The organism is Flavobacterium sufflavum (genome assembly GCF_004016525.1).
GTDB classification, from domain to species: Bacteria; Bacteroidota; Bacteroidia; order Flavobacteriales; family Flavobacteriaceae; genus Flavobacterium; species Flavobacterium sufflavum.
Window position 1 is genome coordinate 38901 of record NZ_SACJ01000001.1, and the last position, 21872, is coordinate 60772.

Here is a 21872-nt window from a genome sequence, read left to right on the forward strand (position 1 = left end):
AATTAATCAAAAACCAAAGGGTTAGAATTTCATTTTTATAACTACACCTTAAAATATTTACCTTTCTGATTAAACTAAACAAGAAGATTTCATCAAAACAACAATAAAGATAAAAAACACAAATCACCTAACTATCAGGCACTTAAAAAAAACGCAATCATTTCAATTAAAAATCCAACAAACACAAAACAACCTCAACAACTTATCATCAAAATCAAAAAACCTAAAAAAAATTAAAAAAACACCTCTACCTATATTATTTATTAGAAATAAAGTTTAAATTTGCATACCGGAACAGAACAGCACAAAAATGAAAAGCAATTTTACTTTCAAAATTAATCACGAAAGCGATATTCCTAAATATCAGCAATTAGTCAATTCTATAAACAACGCCATTGCCGAAAACATACTCGCAAAAGGCCAACTCCTACCTTCTGTCAATAGCATCTGTCAAAAAAACAAATTATCAAGAGACACTGTTTTCAAGGCCTATTCAATTTTAAAAGAGCAAAAATTAATTGACTCCGTACCCAACAAAGGTTACTTTGTTGCAGGGGAAACCAGAAAAGTATTATTAGTCCTTGATACCTTCAAAGCATACAAAGAAGTACTTTATCATTCTTTCATTGATAATTTGGCCGACAACATCATTGTAGATGTACAATTCCATCATTATAATATTGATAATTTCAAAACTATCATTAACAACAGCATTGGGAAATACTATAAATATGTTGTGATGAACTTTGATGACAAAGAAGTCGCCTCGACATTAACATCAATATCCAACGAAAAATTATTATTGATTGACTGGAATATTCATTCAAAATCTAAAAACAATTATGTGTTTCAAGATTTTGGTAAAGCTTTTTATGATGCCCTAAAACAAGGAGAGGATTTATTTAAAAAATACAAAGAAATAATCTTTGTCTATCCGTCATTTACATATCACCCTAAAGAGACTTTGGATTATTTCAAAAAATTCTGTTCTGATTTTAATTTCAAACATAAAATCATCTACAAACTTAGCGATTTCATTCTTCAGGAAAACACAGCATATATAAGTGTAAGTGACCGCATTCTGGGAATATTCTTAGAACAATGTAGAGAAAAAAAATTAGAACCCGGAAAAGACATTGGTTTCTTATCCTATAATGAAACCCCAATGAAAAAATTCATCTACAAAGGAATTTCAGTTGTTACAACTGATTTTAACCAATTAGGAATAAAAGCAGCCGAATTTGTCACTAAAGATGAACCTTTAAAAACATACGTACCAACAAACTTAATAATAAGAGAATCATTATAAATTATGTATTATATAGGATATGATATAGGCAGCTCCTCAGTCAAAGTTGCCTTGGTTGAAGCAGCAACTGGAAAAAAAATCATCACGTTGCATGAACCAGCCGATGAAATGGCAATTACAGCTTATCATAAAGACTGGGCGGAACAAGATCCTGAAATGTGGTGGGAATACTGTTGTATTGCCAGCAAAAGAGCTATCAAAGAAGCCAATATTGATGCTTCAAAAATAACCGGCGTTGGTATTTCGTACCAAATGCACGGATTAGTTGTAGTAGACAAAGATGGAAAATCGTTGCGAAATTCCATTATCTGGTGCGATAGCCGGGCAGTAGAAATTGGCGACAAAGCATTTGAAGACTTAGGCGAAGAGCAATGTGCCATTCACCTACTGAATTCACCGGGAAATTTCACGGCATCCAAATTGACTTGGGTAAAAGAAAACGAACCTGAAATTTACGATCAAATTTACAAATACATGTTGCCTGGCGATTTTATAGCTTACAAATTGACAGGTGAAATAAACACAACCAAAAACGGTCTGTCCGAAGGAATGCTTTGGGATTACAAAGAAAACGAAGTAGCCGATTGGCTGTTGAGATATTATGGAATTGACTCATCAATGACCCCAACGATTGTAGACAATTTCACAAACCAAAGTTTCCTGAACGAAAAAGGAGCTAAAGAATCAGGACTTCCTGTTGGTATTCCTGTAGTATATCGTGCTGGTGACCAACCCAACAATGCCTTATCACTGAATATTTTAAAACCTGGAGAAGTAGCCGCAACTGGAGGAACATCGGGAGTTATTTATGCAGTTACTGATAAATTAAAATCGAAAGAAACTTCCAGAATCAACAGCTTTGTACATGTTAATTATACCAACGAAAAGCCTACAGTAGGTAAATTATTGTGTATTAATGGAGCAGGAATTCAATACCGCTGGTTACGCAACCATTGCGGAATGGATTCTTATGAAAACATGAACCTTAAAGCCGAAGAAGTTTCGGTAGGTTCAGATGGTGTTATTGTGATTCCTTTTGGAAACGGAGCTGAAAGAATGTTTAACAATAAAAACATTGATAGTCATTTCTTGAATTTAAACCTCAACAAACACGGGCATGGACATTTGTACCGCGCTACTCTGGAAGGAATTGCCTTTGCTTTTGTTTACGGAATGGAAATCATGAAAGCCGATAATGCACAAATAAATGTTATCCGAGCGGGAAACGACAATCTATTCCGCTCCGAAATTTTTTCGAATACCGTAGCCACATTAATTGGACACGAAATAGAAATCTACAACACCACCGGAGCTGTTGGAGCTGCAAGAGCAGTGGGTTTAATTGATGGTGATTACGAAACTTTTGGTGATAACATCATCAAAAACGACCACGTAATGACATTTATGCCATTAAAAAATAGCACTCCTTATTTAATAGCATATCAAAACTGGAAAAAAGAACTAGAACTAATTATAAATAAATAAACTAAAAACAAAAAAATGGCAATTATAGGAAGTAAAGAATACTTTAAGGGTATTGGCGAAATCAAATTTGAAGGAAAAGAATCTGACAATCCGTTAGCATTCAAATATTATAATCCAGACCAAATCGTAGCTGGAAAAACAATGCGTGAGCATTTTAAATTTTCTATTGCTTACTGGCACACCTTCTGCGGACAAGGTTCAGATCCATTTGGACCTGGAACTCAAAACTTTGCCTGGGATAAATCAAACGACCCAATTCAGGCAGCTAAAGACAAAGCCGATGCAGCTTTTGAATTCATTAGCAAAATGGGATTTGATTATTTCTGTTTCCATGATTACGATTTAGTTCAGGAAGGAGCAACATTTACAGAATCAGAAAGCAGATTAGCAGCTATCACTGAATATCTAAAACAAAAGAAAGCCGAGTCAGGAATTAAATTGCTTTGGGGAACTGCAAACTGTTTTTCAAATCCACGTTACATGAATGGAGCTTCTACTAATCCTGATTTTAATGTATTAGCCAGAGCTGGTGGACAGGTAAAATTAGCCTTGGATGCGACTATTGCATTAAACGGTGAAAACTACGTTTTCTGGGGAGGTCGTGAAGGTTATATGTCTTTGTTAAATACTGATATGGGACGTGAATTAGACCACATGGGACAATTTTTAGTAAAAGCCAGAGATTATGCACGTGCTCAAGGATTTAAAGGAAACTTCTTTATCGAGCCAAAACCAATGGAACCAATGAAACATCAATATGATTTTGATTCGGCTACAGCAATTGGTTTCTTGCATAAATACGGTTTAGAGAAAGATTTCAAAATCAACATCGAAGTAAATCACGCTACACTGGCACAACATACTTTCCAACACGAAATTGAAGTAGCTGCCAATGCCGGAATGCTTGGAAGTTTAGATGCAAACCGTGGCGATTATCAAAACGGATGGGATACAGACCAATTCCCTAACAATATCCAGGAAACTACTGAAGCGATGCTAGTTTTCTTAAAAGCAGGTGGATTACAAGGTGGTGGAGTTAATTTTGATGCTAAAATCAGAAGAAACTCAACTGATATGGAAGATGTATTCTTAGCTCACATTGGTGGTGCAGATACTTTTGCAAGAGCCTTACTAACTGCTGATAAAATCATCTCTTCTTCTCCTTATGACAAATTAAGAACTGAAAGATACAGCTCTTTTGACGCTGGAAAAGGGAAAGACTTCGAAAACGGGAAATTAGGCTTAGAAGATCTATACAAAATTGCCTTAGAAAACGGTGAATTGGATTTAAAAAGCGGAAAACAAGAACTTTTCGAAAATATCATCAATCAGTATATTTAAAAAACATCTTTTTAAATTTAATACGCCCCATTTTAAAACAGCCAACAGTATTTTTTTAATACTGTTGGCTGTTTTTTTTCACAAAACCTCCCTTATTCTTTAAAAAACAGGATAGTACAGGACTCTAATATCAAATCAAAACTCTAATATTGTTGTATTAATAATATCAAAATTAATTCAGTTTAATTTTTTGAATATTATAAAAAAAGTCAAACTTGATTTTTTATCAAGTTCAAGAAAAGAGAAATTTAATCCTTTTAGGACAATAATAATTTAGTTTTTAGTTTAGTTTTAGAGTGAGTTTTTAGTTTAAGCCCCGACATTTTGTTGGGGCTTTTTAGAAAACAGAAAACATTATTTTAACAATCAAATATTTATAAATATTTTTACTATCCAAACAGTTCTCAATCAACAACTAATGATTTTTCGAATCAAATCCTTTTTCAATTTTAAAACAAAAGCAAAATACGGCTTGTCTTTAACATTACTGCTATTCATTGGCATCCAAACCAATGCTCAGGACAATAGAAGTTTTCAGGTTTTTCAATTTCCTGCCAATAAAATTCCAACGATTGATGGAAATAGCGAGGATTGGCAAATGGTCCCTAAAAACTACGTGGTAGGCATGGATCAATTATGGGACGACAGTGGAAAACAGCCCAAAGCCGACTCAAAAAACCTTGATGTTAGCGTAAAAGTAGGCTGGGTAAAAGGACTCAATCGTTTGTATTTTCTTTATGAAGCTTATGATGATTATTGGGATTTCTCGCTTCCGGGATTACATAACGATACTTTCGAACTCATAGTCGATGCCGACCAGTCTGGCGGTCCGTTTATTGATCGTTTTCATCCAAATCCAACTCTGACAAACACAATGGACGCCTATTTTTCCTATCAAGGAGTTCATGCACAAAACTATCATATTTTTACTCCTGCCGTCGAAAAAGACTGGACTATGGTTTGGGGCAGTCAGCCTTGGATTAAAAATCTGCCTTATGCCAATGCATCGTATCATTATGATTTTAAACCGGGACAAGGCGGAAAATTAACCCTGGAATTCTGGATAACTCCTTTTGATTATGCAGGAAATGATCCTTCAAGAGCGGTGGAATCCATATTGACAGAAAACAAAAACATAGGTCTTTGCTGGGCAATTATCGATTATGACAATGTTAAAAAAGAGGAAAACAACGGCTTTTGGAACCTTTCAAAAGAACATAAAATGTATGGAAATGCTTCCTACAGTCTGCCTTTTAAACTAATGCCTTTGGAAAAACAATTCAAAAAAGATATCGAAGCCAAATGGTCTTTTAAAGTAGTCAATATGGACAAAAGAGAAGTCGCCTTTGTCGATGAATCTGAAGGCGAAATCCAATCCTGGAATTGGGATTTTGGAGACAAAACTACCTCAACTGAACAAAATCCGATTCATCAATATAAAGAAGCCGGAAAATATGTTGTAATTTTAAAAATTCAAGGACCAAAAGGGACTTCCCAATTGTCAAAAGTCTGGGATGTGGCCGTAAAATGATAGCTATTAAAAATCTAACTAACCACCAAAATTTTAGTAAAATGAGAACCAAAGCATTCACCACTGGAATTAAAATAGGCGTTGCGGCAGCAATAATGGCAATTCCAACGCTTGCAAATGCGCAGCAACCCGCTAACGATGTTACAGCACCGTTGCATCTTTTGCAACCCGATTATCCAACTCCTTATGGAGCAAAAACAACGCAGGAAATCAAAGCAACTATAGATAAAATATATACTTTTTTAGAAAAAACAACTCCTGCCAGCCTGATAGACAGCAAAACAAAGCAGGAAGTAACCGACCTGAAAAAACTGAATGAAAACACCATATTTGCTCCCGGAACTTTTAGACTAACCAGCTACGAATGGGGAGTAACTTATGCCGGAATGCTTTTGGCTACTGAAGCAACAGGCGATCCAAAATATGCCGATTATACTAACAAACGATTAAAATTAATCGCTGATATTGCTCCTTATTACAAAAAAGAACTGCAAAAAAACAGTAAATTCCCTTCACCAGTTCATGGTTTTTTAATGCCGCATGCTTTGGATGATGGTGGTGCAGTTACTGCCTCGATGATTAAAGCACAAAGAGCAGGATCAAAAACTGATTTGAGACCACTAATTGATGATTTCATGAACTACATCAGTACTAAGGAATTTCGTCTTACCGATGGAACCTTGGCCAGAAACAGACCGCAACCCAACACTTTATGGCTAGACGATTTATTTATGGCAGTTCCAGCTTTGGCACAAATGGGTAAACTAACAGGAGATGTCAAATATTATGATGATGCCGTTAAACAAGTAAAACAATTCTCAGAACGAATGTTTAACAGCCAAAAAAACTTATACATGCACGGCTGGGTGCAATCAATGGAAGAACATCCACAATTTCATTGGGCTCGTGCCAATGGCTGGGCAGTAATGACGATGGTGGAACTATTAGAAGTTTTACCAAAAGACCATCCGGGATACAATATGGTTTTAAATCAGCTAAGAGCACATATCAAAGGTTTGGTTTCTTATCAGGATGGAACCGGTTTTTGGCATCAGTTGATTGACCGTAATGATACTTACTTAGAAACATCGGCAACTGCCATTTATGCTTATTCTATTACCCGCGCTATCAACAGAGGCTATATTGACAAAGCAGCTTATGCTCCTGCGGCATTATTAGCCTGGAATGCCGTTGCTACAAAAGTAAACGACAAAGGAGAAGTGGAAGGAACTTGTGTAGGAACCGGAATGGGATTTGACCCTGCTTTTTACTACTACCGTCCAATTAATGTTTTTGCAGCTCATGGTTATGGACCAGTAATTTTAGCCGGATCAGAAATTATTCTGATGCTTAAAAACAATAATTTTGATATCAACGACAGCTCATTACAATTAAAAAGCCAGTAAATAATTTTCAAATACAATTCATGAACAGACTCGTCATCAGCAGCATAACAACATTATTTTTATGGAGTTCAACTTTTAGTCAAACAACTGAAAAGAAAACCGTTCCTCCTGTTACACCTAATTTTGTAGTTATTGTTGCTGATGATGCAGGCTGGAATGATGTGGGCTATAATGGTTCGGAAATTCACACTCCGAATATTGATTGGCTTGCCAAAAACGGCGCACAACTCAACCGCTTGTACGCTGCTCCTACCTGCTCTCCATCCAGAGCCAGCTTTTTTACAGGAAGACCTTCCAGTCGTATGGGAATTGTAGCGCCTATAAGTGACAAAAGCAATTTAAGTCTTCCAAGTGATGTTACCACTTTACCACAAGCCTTACACCAGCAAAATTACCAAACCGCTTTGTTTGGCAAATGGCATTTGGGCTTAAATCCATCCAGTGGTCCTAAAGTCTATGGATTTGATTATTCCTATGGCTTTTTGCATGGGCAAATTGACCAATACAGCCACGAATACAAAAACGGAGATCCAAGTTGGCACAGAAATGGACAGTTTATTACCGAAAAAGGACACGTTACTGATTTGGTCGAAAACGAAGCCATTAGCTGGCTTAAAACTAAAAGAGACCCTTCTAAAAATTTCTACATTCAGCTGAGTTATAGCGCTCCGCACTTTCCTTTGCAGGAAGAAGACAAATGGAAAAAACCTTATTTAAAAACCATTAAAAACAACTCCCGAAGAGATTATGCCGCTGCAATGTCGCATTTAGATTACAGCATCGGGCAAATATTAAAAACTTTAAAACAACAGCATTTAGACAAAAATACCGTTGTTATTTTCATGAGCGACAATGGTGCAATGGACAAATGGATTCCGGGAAACCAATACCAAGGAAGACATGCTGCAAATGACGTTTTAGGAAGCAACTATCCGCTGCGAGACTGGAAAACCACAAATTATGAAGGAGCAGTAAGAGTACCGGCAATTATCTATTGGAAAAACAAAATTAACAGCTCTTTAAATCAAAATTACATCTCGGTAAACGATTTAATGCCTACTATTTTGTCTTTGGCCGGAGCCAAAACAATCCCTAAAACAGTGGAAGGAAAAAACATTTGGAACTCCATTGTTACTAACGATTCTATCCCGAATCAATCCATCTACATTCGAGGACATTTACAGGAAAGTATTACTGAAAAACCCTGGAAATTAATCCGTACCAGACATAAAAATGCCCCAACCATTTTTGAACTTTTCAATATCGAAAAAGATCCTGAAGAGAAACAAAACCTGATTCTGGAACACGAAAATTTAGCCAATAAACTAAAAAATAAACTGGAAGAACAATTCCAAAAAGACGCAAAAGAAGTAAACTTAGGCGGTGAATAAACTAAAACAGCTATAACTTGTTCGAAAATCAAAACTAAATTATCCAAAACTATCCCGTTTTTATCAATTTATATAATTTTAGTTTAAAATCAGGCAAGTACAGGATACCTTTTTGATATGAAATAAAGATTTTCGGAGATAAAATCAATTGTAATGAAACAATACCATATCATTTTAAGCTCCTTACTATTCTTGCTTTTTTCATGCAAAGAAACAGCTCAGGTAACATCTCATTCGACTAATTTTGAGCCTGAGTGGATTAACAAAGTAGGCGCTAAAGAAAACAAAATCAAGTCTAAAATTTATTATGCGAACGATTTTGGAGCAATAAATGATGGAAAAACACTTTCGACTAAAAATATTCAAAAAGCCATAGACGAATGCAGTAAAAATGGTGGTGGAACACTTACTTTCAAACCCGGAAATTACTTAAGCGGTTCATTATTCATCAAAGAAGGCGTGCATTTTAATGTCCCGAAAGGAGTTACTATTTTGGGCAGCGAAAACATTGCCGATTACCCGGAAATCGATACCCGTGTGGCTGGAATCGAAATGAAATGGCCAGCAGCTTTAGTCAATGTTTTAGATCAAAAAAATGTAACTCTTGATGGAGAAGGAACTATCGATGGTCAGGGAAAAGTCCATTGGGATTATTATTGGAATTTGCGCAAAGAATACGAAGCCAAAGATTTACGATGGATTGTAGATTATGATGCCAAACGTCCGAGAACAATCTTAATCACGAATTCCAAAAATGTATTTCTTAAAGATTTAAACATCCAAAGAGCAGGATTTTGGACAGTTCAGGTATTGTATTCGGAATACATTACCGTTGATAGCATCAAAATAAGAAACAACATCGGTGGACATGGTCCAAGCACCGATGGAGTAGATATCGATTCGTCAAAATGGATATTAGTTCAAAACTGCGATATTGATTGTAATGATGATAATTTCTGTCTAAAAGCAGGGCGTGACTGGGACGGATTAAGAGTCAATCGCCCGACTGAATATGTGGTGGTTCGCGATTGTATTGCGCGTCAAGGCGCTGGTTTATTCACTTTAGGCAGCGAAACTTCAGGCAGTATTCGTCATGTCTATGTTTCCAATATTCAAGGATATGGCACTAAAAATGGATTGAACATAAAGTCAGCTACTAATCGAGGAGGAACTGTGGAAGATGTTTATATGGAAAATATAAAAATGGAAAGTGTAGGTACTTTTATCACCGTTTCGATGAATTGGAATCCTGCTTACAGCTATTCTAAACTTCCTGCCGGTTATACTGAAGAAACTTTACCTCCGCATTGGAAAAAAATGTTGACCAAGGTAGAACCTGAATCCAGAGGAATTCCTATTTTCAGAAATATTTATTTAAAAAACATCGATATCAAAGGCGCTAAAAAAGCCATTTCGGTAGCGGGATTAAAGGAATCCATTGTCGAAAACGTAAACCTGAAAAACGTACAGATTACAGCTGAAACTGCTGGAAACATTGCGTATAGCAGCAATTGGATTTTAGACAATGTAACTATAAATGCTTTAGACCATTCGACTCTGAAAATTGAAAACTCAAAGAATGTAGATTTTTCAAAATCAGCAAAATTGGATTAACGATATTTACCGCAAATTCGCAAATTATTCTAATTACAACTATTTTTAAAATTTGCGAATTTGCGGTGTAAATTTTAAAAGCTAAAGTAAAAAATGTACTGAAGTACATCGTTTTTAAACTTTATTTGATACCAAAGAATACGATGAAATTTAAAGTTTCCATTTCCCTTATCTGTCTTTCTCTTGCTATACCCAATTTGTCTGCACAAAGTCAAAAACTATGGCATGGAGAAACACGAAAAATCCATTATGCCCCTGAAGGCAAAAGTTTTGTTTTAAAAAATGGAACCCGAAAATTCAATCGTGCCTTATACGGAACAAACACCGCTTTTAGGGTCGAAGCAGGTGATTTACCAGAATTTGCGATGTACATGCCCGGAATGGGCGGTAATTTCAAACTGGGATTAATCAACGGAAAAAATAGCAAATGGATTACCGAAGCCGATAAAATAAATACAAAATACACTCCCGGAACGGTTGAATATCAAATAAAAGATGCCTTACTCGCTAATGCTACTTTGACGATTCAAATTGTTGCCTTGGCGGACAGCGATGGTTTTATTCTGAAAGTTATTGGAAATAATGTACCTAAAAACACTTCGCTTATTTGGGCTTATGGTGGTGCCAGTGGAAAAAAATTCTCAAGAAATGGAGACATCGGCGGTGATCCGGAATCGGTGTTTTATTTACAACCCGAATATTGCATTAACAATCAATACCAAATTAACAAAAACAGCTTTAGTGTTTCCTATGGTTCTGCAAGCAACAAAAAAACAACAGAGAACAGTCAAACAATAAGTGGCATTTTTCCGGATTCGAAAACACATTTAGCCAGTGCCAATTTCTTAAAAACACCTTTAGAAAACTATATTTCAAAAGCGGATTCTGTTCCAATGCTTGTGGGACAATTGAATCAATTTTCGAAAGACGGAAATTATTGGTTATTTGAAAATAAAGGCAAAATTGAAAATAACAGCCAGGAAGCTGTAGCCGAAAAATTTAAAAAAGCCCTTGCTCAAAGCGAACTTCTGGCTAACCGAATCAAGGTAAACACACCCGATCCTTACATCAATACTTTAGGCGGTGCATTAGCTATGGCTGCCGATGCTATTTGGGAAAACCCAGCCTATCTGCACGGAGCTGTTGCCTGGAGAATGTACTTGAACGCCTGGCGTGGCGCCTATGTTGCCGATCCTTTAGGTTGGCATGACAGAGCCAAAACGCATTTTGAAAGCTATGGAAATTCACAGGTTATTGAGCCGGAATCTGGTCCGGTTGTTCCTGATACAACAAGAAATTATGCCCGTCAACTGGAGAAAATGGGCACTTCAATGTTCAGCAGCGGTTACATTAGCCGTAATCCGAACAACAACAAAGTGGCGCATCATTATGATATGAATTTGGTTTTTATTGACCAATTAATCCGTCATTTTAAATGGACGGGAGATATTGATTTCCTGAAAAAAATGTGGCCCGTTATCAAAAGACATCTAGCCTGGGAAAAAAGAAATTACGATGTAGATGGCGACGGATTGTACGATGCCTATGCGGCTATTTGGGCGAGTGATGCACTGCAATATAGCGGTGGCGGTGTAACACATACTTCCGCTTATAATTATTTTGCCAATAAAATGGCGGGAGAATTAGCTCAAATTCTAGGCGAAGACGGCACTCCTTACACCAAAGAAGCAGCTCATATTTACCAGGCCATTCAGGAAAAATTATGGAAAAACAACAAAGGAACTTTTGCCGAATATAAAGATCTTTTAGGCAACCAATTCACACATGATACGCCTGCTATCTGGACTATCTATCACGCCTTGGATAGCGAAATTGCGAATCCTTTTCAGGCCTATCAAGTCCTACGATATGTAGATACTGAAATCCCACATATCCCGGTTGCTGCCGAGGGTTTAGACAAAAAGAATCTGGAAATAATTTCCACCACCAACTGGCAGCCTTACGACTGGTCGCTAAACAATGTAGCTTTGGCTGAAATTCTGCATACCTCACTGGCTTATTGGCAAGGGGGACAATCGGAAAAAGCATACCAACTTTGGGAAAGTGGTTTAATCGAAAGTATGTATCTGGGGGCTTCGCCGGGTGGATTTGAACAATTGCTGTTTCAGGATGCGATTCGTGGCGAATTGTATCGCGATTTTGCCGACCCGGTAGGAATGGCAGGACGAACATTAGTAGAAGGTCTTTTCGGAATTCAACCGGCTGCACTCAAAAATACTTTGACTATTCAGCCCGGTTTGCCAAAATCCTGGGATCACGCTTCACTTGAAATTCCTGATGTAACTTTTGCTTTCGAAAGAACAAAAAATACCGATATTTATCAAATTACACCTCATTTTTCAACAAAAATGAACTTGAAATTAGTAGTAAACTCTACTCACGAAAGCATCAGTAAAGTGACTATAAATGGAAAAGAAGTACAATGGAAAATGATTGACGGAACTGTTGGAAGTCCAAAAATAAGCATCGAAAGCCCTTATGCTGATGCATATAAAATCGAAATTATCTGGAGTAATGAAACCTTAGAACAACCAACGGTAGTTTCCTCTATTTGCGAAGGCGAAAACATTCGTATTACAACAAACAAAGCGACTATTCTGGAAATAAAAGATACCCAAAACGCATTGGCAAAAACTGTTTTAAGCAATAATGAAATCAATGCATTGGCAAATGGTGTTGGTAATAAGTCATTTTTTGTCAAATTGAAACAAAAAGAAATGATTTGGTGGCAAGCCATCGACCTCAAAATCACTCCTAAATTTGAAGTTGTTTCGAATTATATAAAAGGGCAAAATGCAATGGTAAACATCAAAAACAACTTGTCTAAAACAGTAAATGGATTCCTTCTTTCGAATCAAAAAACAAGCAATACTAAAATCAGTCTAAAAGCCAATTCAGAAAACAGCATCGAAATTCCTTTAGACCAATTGGTTTCGGGAACGAATCAGGTTGAAATGAATTTTGAAGATGGAACTAAAACAAAATTGAGTTTTACCAACTGGGATATTGCAAGCAATGCTACAACAAAATGGGAAGCTATAAAACTGGATGGACTTTTTAATGATAAAATCACGAATATTTTTGAAAACAAATACCTCAGCCCTAGAGCGCAATCGCCAAGCCTTCAGCTTCCTACACAAGGAATTGGAAACTGGTGTTATCCATTCATAAAACCCATAATTGATGATTCGGGATTAAGAGCAAAAGCAGGAACAAACAACCAAATTATCAGTCCGGAGGGTATTCCGTTTACAACTACGTCCACTGCCGATAAAAATATTGCTTTTGTTTCCCAATGGGATAATTTTCCTGAATCACTTGCAATTCCCCTTTCGGGAAAAGCCTCTCATGCTTATTTGATGATGGCGGGAACGACAAATCCAATGCAAAGCCGTTTTACCAATGGCGAAATTATAGTAACTTACACTGATGGAAGCAGCGAGAAACTGGAACTGAAAAATCCTGAAAATTGGTGGCCTATTGAGCAGGATTATTATACCGATGGTTATGCTTTTACCACCGATGCGCAAAAACCGCCAAGGGTATATCTAAAAACAGGAACAATTAGCAGAGATTTTAAAGATTTTAAATCGATAAAAGGCTTCAGTGATTTTGGTATCGAAGGCGGAGCCGGAACAATTATTGATATACCGTTGAACAAAAATAAAAGTTTAAAAAACATATCAATCAAAGCCGTTGCCAATGATGTGATTATTGGGATTATGAGTTTAACATTAAACCGGGAATAAATGAATAGAAAAGAATTTATCAGCACCACATTTCTGGCTTCATTAGCAGCTATACTTCCTGTACATGCTCATGATTTTTTGACAACTGACGAACAACCCAAACTCTCCGATTTTGCAAAAAGTCTGAGTCCTGTTGGTCGCGCTTTAGAATTTGAAGATTTTTATGTTTGGTGCAACAGTCCCATTGAAGGACCGGATGGTAAAATTCACGTGTTTTTTTCCCGTTGGCCAAAATCCAAAGGCATGGGAGGATGGATCAGCAGTTCTGAAATTGCTCATGCTGTTGCCAACAAACCCGAAGGGCCTTATGAATATGTAAGTACGGTGCTTTCGCCGAGAGGCGCTGGTTATTGGGATGCAACTACTTGCCACAATCCGAGTATTCATTTTGTAGATGGAAAATATGCCTTATTCTTTTTAGGGAATTCCAATGGAAAAATGGACACCAAACGCATTGGTCTGGCTACAGCCGATTCTCTTTACGGCCCCTGGACAAGACCAGACGAACCTTTATTGCTTCCAGGAAAAGAAGGCGAATGGGATGATTTATTGACTACGAATCCTTCGTTTATAAAACATCCTAATGGTGAGTATTGGTTGTATTATAAATCACTGGATACCGAAGATTATGTACATCCAAAATTTGAGATTAAAGGGAATCGAAAATATGGTTTGGCTATAGCCAAATCACTAGAAGGGCCTTATGTCAAATACGAAGGTAATCCGGTTGTGGATTTTCACAACATGGGAAATAATCAACAATGTGAAGATGCTTATGTTTGGTACGAGGATAAGAAATTCAAAATGTTAGCTCGGGACATGGGCGTTTACGGAATTGACAAAGGACTATACATGGAATCCAAAGATGGTAAGCATTGGTCAAAACCATTAATTGGCTATCAGGAATTGAGTAAATACATTACACAACCACCGGCTCCAAAACATTTAAACCGTTACGGCAGAGTCGAAAGACCGCAACTATTATTTCAAAAAGGAAAAGCCACCTATCTGTTTACCGCTTCACAAGGTGGGAAATATGAAACGGCTTCAGGTTTTATCTTTAAAATCAACTAAATTATAATTTATGAAAAAAGTATTCATCGCAGTCTCCTTGTGTTTGCTGATAACCACAGCAAAAGCACAGGAAAAAATTGACCGAAAAGCATTAGTAAGCAGGCACAATGTTAATATTACAAAAATTGACACCTTGGGATCTTTGTCTGTTGGAAACGGAACTTTTGCCTTTACCGTTGACGCTACCGGTTTACAAACTTTCCCCGATTATTATCAGGCAGGTGTTCCATTGGGAACGCAATCCGAATGGGGATGGAACGCTGTTCCCAATACTGAAAATTATAAATTTGAAGAAACCTTGAGGGATTTCGACCAAAATGGGAGAAAAGTTTCCTATTCTGTACAGCAAAAAACACCGGATCATGCTGCAAAAGCTGTGGAATATTTTCGTGCCAATGCACATCGTTTGCAATTAGGGAATTTAGGCTTTGAATTGTACAAAAAAGATGGTGCTTTAGCCAATCCATCGGATATTAAAAATATCAAACAAACGCTGAATGTCTGGACAGGAGAAATTGTAAGTACGTTTACTTTTGAAGGAACTCCAGTAAAAGTCTGGACGGCTTCGCATCAGGAAAAAGATGCTATTGGGGTTAAAGTCTCTTCTGACTTGATGAAAAAAGGGCAATTGAAAATTCGCCTTCGCATTCCTTATCCAACAATGAAATGGGGCGATAACGGAAATCTGTGGAAAGCCGATTTGGCTTATACCAGCACCCTTTCGAATAAAGGAAAAAACGAAGCCATTATTACGCATAAAATGGATTCGATTACGTATAACATCGGTCTGAAATGGAACGGAAATGCGGCTATTGCCCAAAAAGAAGTGCATTATTATATCCTGACTCCATCAAAAAACAGTGAATTTGCTTTCAGCTGCGAATTTGCACCGGCACATAAAGGGAAATTGGCAACTACAGATATTGCAGCCATACAATCCAGCAGCATTTCGGGATGGGAAAAATTCTGGAAAAGCGGAGCAGCAGTCGATTTTTCTAAGTGTACCGATAGCCGTGCTTTCGAATTGGAACGAAGAGTAATTTTATCTCAATATTTAACCAAAATTCAATGCGCAGGAAACGAACCGCCGCAGGAAACAGGACTGACTTACAATAGTTGGTATGGAAAACCGCATTTAGAAATGCACTGGTGGCATGGCGTTCATTATCCGCTATGGGGAAGGACTAATTTGTTAGAAAAAAGCCTGCCTTGGTATAACAAAGTCTATGACAATGCTAAAAAAATTGCCGTAAGACAAGGTTATGATGGCGTAAGATGGCAAAAAATGACGGATCCTGATGGCAACGAAGCACCTTCTTCTATTGGTGCCTTATTAATTTGGCAACAGCCACATTTTATCACTTTTGCCGAATTAATGTATCGCGATCATAAAGACAAAGCCACTTTGGATTTATACAAAAAACGTGTTTTTGCCACTGCTGATTTCATGGCTTCTTTTGCTTATTATGACAAAGAGAAAAAAAGATACATTCTGGGTCCCGGCGTAATTCCGGCGCAGGAGCGCTTTAAAGCCTCAGAAACCTTTAACCCAACCTACGAACTGGCTTATTGGAATTGGGCTTTAAATACAGCCTTAGAATGGAAAAAACGTTTAGGCGAACCGGAAGTTGCCAAATGGAAGGATGTTGTTGCTCAATTATCTAAACTGCCTGTTCAGGAAAATGTGTATTTAGCTACTGAAAGTGCTACCGATTCTTATACCAATCCGGAATACAAAACCGACCATCCTTCTGTTTTTGGAACATACGGAATGCTGCCGGAAACTACTTTATTGGACAAAAATATCATGAAGAACACCTTCGATTTGATTTGGAAAACCTGGTCCTGGAAAGAAACCTGGGGTTGGGATTTCCCAATGACCGCCATGACTGCAGCTCGTTTACAAATGCCTGAAAAAGCTGTTGATGCCTTGTTTATGAATGTACAAACCAATACGTATTTGGTTAACGGACACAATTATCAGGAAGGTCGTTTGCCTATTTACCTACCAGGAAATGGAGGACTGCTTACGGCAGTAGCGATGATGTGTGCGGGCTGGGATGGCACTACCGAAAAAAATCCGGGTTTCCCTAAAGATGGGAAGTGGGATGTACGCTGGGAAGGTCTTGAAAAAATGTTTTAATATGCTAAATCCTGAGAGTTTTTAATTCTCAGGATTTTTTTTTACATCTGTTTTATTACAATTATTGTGAGGTTTAAGCGTCCTCAGCAGCCGCAGTCGAGCGTCAAATGTTTGAAGAATGCGTAAAAAGAAAAGCTGTTTGAGCGTAGCGAGTTCTTTTCTTTTAGCATTCGAAAACTAATTTGACCGACGAGGGTGCAAAGACTTGATTTTTTTGTTTCTTTTTTGATCAAGCAAAAAAGAAAATTATAACTATTAAAACGAAAATTTATCAGTCTAAACAGAATATCATTGCTAATGCATTTAAAAAAATTTAACAAAAAAGATGCTATCTCATTAAACATATTCCCTTTTCTCTAGTCCTATGGTATAGAAATTGATAAATACAGCTTTTTCTATAACCAAACCAACAAAAAAACATGAAAAATACCTGGAATAAAAACCTAATAATAGCACTGGTCTTCCAACTATCCAGTTCTTTATTATTCAGTCAAAAACAAATGGAATCCCTAGACAGAGGATTGATTGCAGTAAAAGAAAATGGTCATTTTTATATGAGCTGGAGAGTTTTAGGTACGGATGCCGATAATTTAGCTTTCAATTTGTATCGAAAAAGCGGAACCAACGCAGCAGTTCGTGTAAACGACCAACCAATTACCGGCGCAACCAATCTTATTGATGATAAAGCCAATCCAGCCGAAGAGAATAGTTGGTTTGTAAAAACCGTTATCAACGGAGTAGAAAAAGAAGCCAAAGGAAGCTTCACCATTCCAGCCAACAGTCCCGATAAAAACTATTTATCCATTCCGTTAAAAGGGATATCCGGTTATACTCCTAATGATTGTTCCACGGGAGATTTAGACGGAGACGGACGTTATGATTTAATTGTTCACATGACGGGTATAGGAAAAGACAATTCTTTTACAGGATTAACTGACCCTCCTATTTTTCAAGCCTATACTCTGGATGGGAAATTTTTATGGGAAATTAATTTAGGCAAAAACATTCGCGAAGGCGCGCATTATACCCAATTCATGGTTTATGATTTAGACGGAGATGGCATAGCCGAATTTGTTTGTAAAACTGCCGACGGAACAACCGACAGTGCCAATAATGTAGTTGGAGACGCCTCAAAAGACTGGAGAGATACCGATCAAAAATCGGCTACTTTTGGTAAAATTTTACAGGGCCCTGAATACCTGACTGTATTTGATGGTAAAACGGGAAAAATTATTAATACAGTCCCTTATATTCCTGAAAGAGGCGATATTGGAAAATGGGGAGGAAAAGGCGGAAACGGGAAAAATGACCGAACCGGAAACAGAGTGGATCGTTTTACCGCTTGCGTTGCCTATCTTGACGGCATACATCCAAGTGTAGTAATGTGCAGAGGCTATTATGGCCGAATTGTTATGGCAGCCTGGGATTTTAAAGACAAAAAACTAAGCTCAAAATGGATTTTTGATTCTAAAGACGGGAACAATCCGTTCTCCGGAATGGGGAATCACGGCCTCTCAGTTGCCGATGTGGATAATGACGGAAAAGACGAAATTGTATATGGCTCAATGGTTGTTGACAATGATGGAAAAGGTTTGTACACAACAGGTTTTAGACATGGTGACGCCCTTCATGTGAGCGATTTAGATCCTGAAACTCCAGGTCAGGAAGTTTTTGGAGTACACGAAATTGAAGAAGGCACAAAAGGTCCGGGAGTAGTTTTATTTTCGGCTGCCGATGGAAAAGTTTTATTTACTGCCATGGACGATCAGGACGTAGGAAGAGGTGTTGCCGATAACATTGACCCTAGCAGAGTTGGCGCCCAAATGTGGTGGTCGGGTTCCAAATCTTTATATGACATCAAAGGAAATGCAATTGGAGAAGCACCACGAGCAGCTAATTTTGTAATTTATTGGGATGGTGATGCTTCAAGAGAAATTCTGAATTCCAATTATATTGACAAATACGGAAAAGGCCGATTATTTACTGCCGAAGGTGCCCGTTCCAACAATGGAACTAAATCCACTCCTGCCCTTTCTGCTGATATTTTAGGAGATTGGAGAGAAGAGTTGATTTTAAGAAGTGAGGACAACAGCGAATTACGAATTTATTCCACTACAATTCCAACGACTATAAGACAATACACCCTAATGCACGATTCCCAATATCGTTTAGCAATTGCCTGGCAAAATGTAGGCTACAATCAGCCGCCACACACCAGTTTTTACATGGGAACCGGCATGAAAGCCGCTCCAAAACCGAATATTAAATTGGTTCCTTAAAAACGTTTATCTTAAATATTTTTTTTAAAAGCACAGTGTAAGCTGTGCTTTTTAATTTTGTAAGAAAATTTATTTTCATACTTTAGCCAAATAGCATTAGTTTTTATAGCCTCAATACTTACTTATTAAGCATATACAAAAGCTATGTACTATTTAAATACACAATCTAAAAAATTAAAATTATAAAACTTGATTTCGTAAATATAGCAATTCAAAAACTAGTTAAAAACTTAGGAACTAGTGCTGGCACATTTACGGCAATTGTTTCTTTAATTGCTATGGGATTTGGTTTAGGAATCTACTATAATAATTTCATTAGAAATATCGAAATTCTTGAAATCCAAAAAAATAATTTTAAAGAAATTCAAGCCTTGCAAACACAATTACAATTATTGCAAATTGAAAATAAAGAACAAAATATAAAACTCACTAGCTATGAAAAAAACGGAAAAAAGTGAGTCAATTCAAAATGATTTTCATTTAGTAAAGAAAAATATTGAATTATTATACAATGAAAACATAGAGAATCGAGAAGAAATTTTAAATGAGACTTCTAAAAGATTTAATGAAATCATTAAATTTTTTAAAGGAGCAAAAAAACTCGTTCAAATTCTATTTATGTTGTGTTTCGTTTTATTCACTTTAGTCATTCTATCTTTAATTTTTAATGACAAAATAAATCATTTAAATAATGAAATAGACGATATTAAAACCGATACAATCGCAAATCAAATTTTAGGAGTTAGAAGAGTAATGCTTCCTGATTCAACTTATTCTACAACTTATGATTATAGAACTCGAAATAACAAAGTCGTAAGTTATAATGATTTATTACAAGAAATTGATAGCCTAAATTTAATAAATGAAAAGAATGAATCAAAAATAGATTCTTTAGAGTTGAAATTATCTTTGCAAAATAATAAAGTTGAACTAGCCGAAAAATATTATGATATTAGATTTTGGCGATCATCAAAAGTTAAAAAAAGAGATACAATTCATTATATAAATATTGAATCAAAAAAAATTGATTCAGCATTCATTTTACTTAATGTTTACAGAAAAAATTTATTTTATAATAAAAACACAAATGAATGGGAAATAAAACAACAGTAAGACAAACAACACATCACAAGCGTTAAAAATAGATTTCCATCTGTTGCTCGTTTGCAACGAGCACCTACTTACTTTTAAGAACTAAATAAAGCGTTTGCAACGCGGTTCTTAAAAAATCCTTATCTCGTCCAAACATTAATTTTCACGCAGATTCTACAGATTTTCGCAGATTTCTCAATAGTTTTTCAGCGCAAATCTGCAAAATCTACGTGTCTATTTTATCTCTGTCAGAGACAGATTAACGCATCCTCAAAATCATAGACTTTGAGGAGCTAAAAATTCATCGAATCGTTTTCCAAAAATCATCCTTAGGAAAGATATTTTTCAAGGTATATTTTGCAGCTTCTTCTTTAGTTAATTGATGCGACCAAGCCACTCTTTTATCCGTTTTAGCTCCTTTCCCTTTGTTGTTGTATTCGGCGTAAAAAGCCGTTTTGGTTTTATCGGCGAATCGCTCATCTTTCCATGGATTCCAGCCTTCCGGCAAAATATGACTCCCTAAATTACAATTCATAAAAACCGTTTTTGCATACGGTCGCCACGGACGACCCAAGAAAACCTTGGTCACATTGGCATCGGCAATCAGTACGCAATTCAGGAACACATAACCAAATTGTTGATTTTCGGGAGTTGATGCCGCCGTTATGTAAGAATCTCTTTTACTTTTGATGACACAATTTTCAAAAACTGCCGTTGTCGGTCCAAAAATAAAATCGGTAGTTCCTTCAATATAGCAATTTTGATAATATTGATAGGTTCCATCACCATCGGTCAATAGCGTATCCTGACAACCTAAAATCTTTGTATTTTTAATTATAATACGATTTCCTTTTATATGCAAAGAAACGGCCTGTCCTTTCTCACACCATGTATTTTCAATCGTTAAATTTTCAATTCGAACATCATCAGCACGAACCAAAAGCGTATACGAATCGGAAGTTCCAATATTTCGATTCGAATTTGGATTGGCTTTCCCCGAATAATCATCATACGTAATAATCGTATTTTCTTTATTCTCGCCCAGCAATTTCAATCCTGCTTTTGAAGATGGAATGACTAACTTTTCTTTATAAATCCCTTTTTTGATGTAAATCAAAACGGATTCTTTTTCAGTATTGGCAGCATCAATGGCCGCTTGAACGGCTTTAAAATCGCCGCTTCCATCCTGAGCAACCGTTATCTTTTTATCCAAATCTTTTTTTAACTGCGCATCGATAGTAGCAACTGAAAAAACACAAAAAAACAATACTAAAATATACTTCATCATCTAAAAAAATTAATTATTCATCCTTTAAACCAAAAGGAATCGAATCCCAAAAATAAAGAAAAAAAACCCAGCTTTTAGTAATCGAATACATATTGTAAAAAATCACGAAATCACTTCATTATTAGGCGTTATTATCTTATTTTAGACGG

The 21872-nt window shown here is 36.6% G+C and carries 13 protein-coding genes; 12 read left to right on the forward strand and 1 reads right to left on the reverse strand.

The window, feature by feature from the left end:
• Positions 1–310: 310 nt before the first annotated feature.
• The 12 genes from EOD40_RS00130 (at position 311) to EOD40_RS00185 (ending at position 20456) form a co-directional block, all read left to right on the forward strand.
• Positions 311–1309: a GntR family transcriptional regulator gene (locus tag EOD40_RS00130; protein ID WP_128192878.1), complete on the forward strand. Its 999-nt coding sequence runs from the start codon at positions 311–313 to the stop codon at positions 1307–1309.
• 3 nt (positions 1310–1312) lie between these two features.
• Positions 1313–2794, forward strand: coding sequence for a xylulokinase (locus EOD40_RS00135; protein ID WP_128192879.1), 1482 nt, complete (start codon positions 1313–1315; stop codon positions 2792–2794).
• Between the two features lie 15 nt (positions 2795–2809).
• Complete coding sequence (gene xylA, locus EOD40_RS00140) at positions 2810–4135, forward strand: xylose isomerase (RefSeq protein ID WP_128192880.1); 1326 nt, start codon at positions 2810–2812, stop codon at positions 4133–4135.
• A 418-nt stretch (positions 4136–4553) separates the two neighbouring features.
• Positions 4554–5666, forward strand: a complete 1113-nt coding sequence (locus tag EOD40_RS00145; RefSeq protein WP_128192881.1) for a PKD domain-containing protein — start codon at positions 4554–4556, stop codon at positions 5664–5666.
• Between the two features lie 41 nt (positions 5667–5707).
• Entirely contained in the window at positions 5708–7072 is a 1365-nt protein-coding gene (locus tag EOD40_RS00150; protein WP_196781399.1) for a glycoside hydrolase family 88/105 protein, read from the forward strand.
• A 20-nt stretch (positions 7073–7092) separates the two neighbouring features.
• Positions 7093–8463, forward strand: a complete 1371-nt coding sequence (locus tag EOD40_RS00155; protein ID WP_128192882.1) for a sulfatase family protein — start codon at positions 7093–7095, stop codon at positions 8461–8463.
• Positions 8464–8616: 153 nt separating this feature from the next.
• A complete protein-coding gene (locus EOD40_RS00160; protein WP_128192883.1) occupies positions 8617–10077 on the forward strand; it encodes a glycoside hydrolase family 28 protein in 1461 nt (486 codons plus the stop codon).
• Positions 10078–10220: 143 nt separating this feature from the next.
• Positions 10221–13847, forward strand: a complete 3627-nt coding sequence (locus EOD40_RS00165) for a DUF4450 domain-containing protein (protein ID WP_128192884.1) — start codon at positions 10221–10223, stop codon at positions 13845–13847.
• Positions 13848–14921: a glycoside hydrolase family protein gene (locus EOD40_RS00170; RefSeq protein WP_128192885.1), complete on the forward strand. Its 1074-nt coding sequence runs from the start codon at positions 13848–13850 to the stop codon at positions 14919–14921.
• A 10-nt stretch (positions 14922–14931) separates the two neighbouring features.
• Positions 14932–17064, forward strand: coding sequence for a hypothetical protein (locus EOD40_RS00175; RefSeq protein WP_128192886.1), 2133 nt, complete (start codon positions 14932–14934; stop codon positions 17062–17064).
• A gap of 500 nt (positions 17065–17564) precedes the next feature.
• Complete coding sequence (locus EOD40_RS00180) at positions 17565–19343, forward strand: rhamnogalacturonan lyase (protein ID WP_196781400.1); 1779 nt, start codon at positions 17565–17567, stop codon at positions 19341–19343.
• Between the two features lie 435 nt (positions 19344–19778).
• Entirely contained in the window at positions 19779–20456 is a 678-nt protein-coding gene (locus EOD40_RS00185; RefSeq protein WP_128192888.1) for a hypothetical protein, read from the forward strand.
• 280 nt (positions 20457–20736) lie between these two features.
• Here the strand turns inward: EOD40_RS00185 and EOD40_RS00190 are convergent, their stop codons facing one another.
• Positions 20737–21723: a pectinesterase family protein gene (locus EOD40_RS00190; RefSeq protein WP_231129545.1), complete on the reverse strand. Its 987-nt coding sequence runs from the start codon at positions 21721–21723 to the stop codon at positions 20737–20739.
• Between the last annotated feature and the right edge of the window lie 149 nt (positions 21724–21872).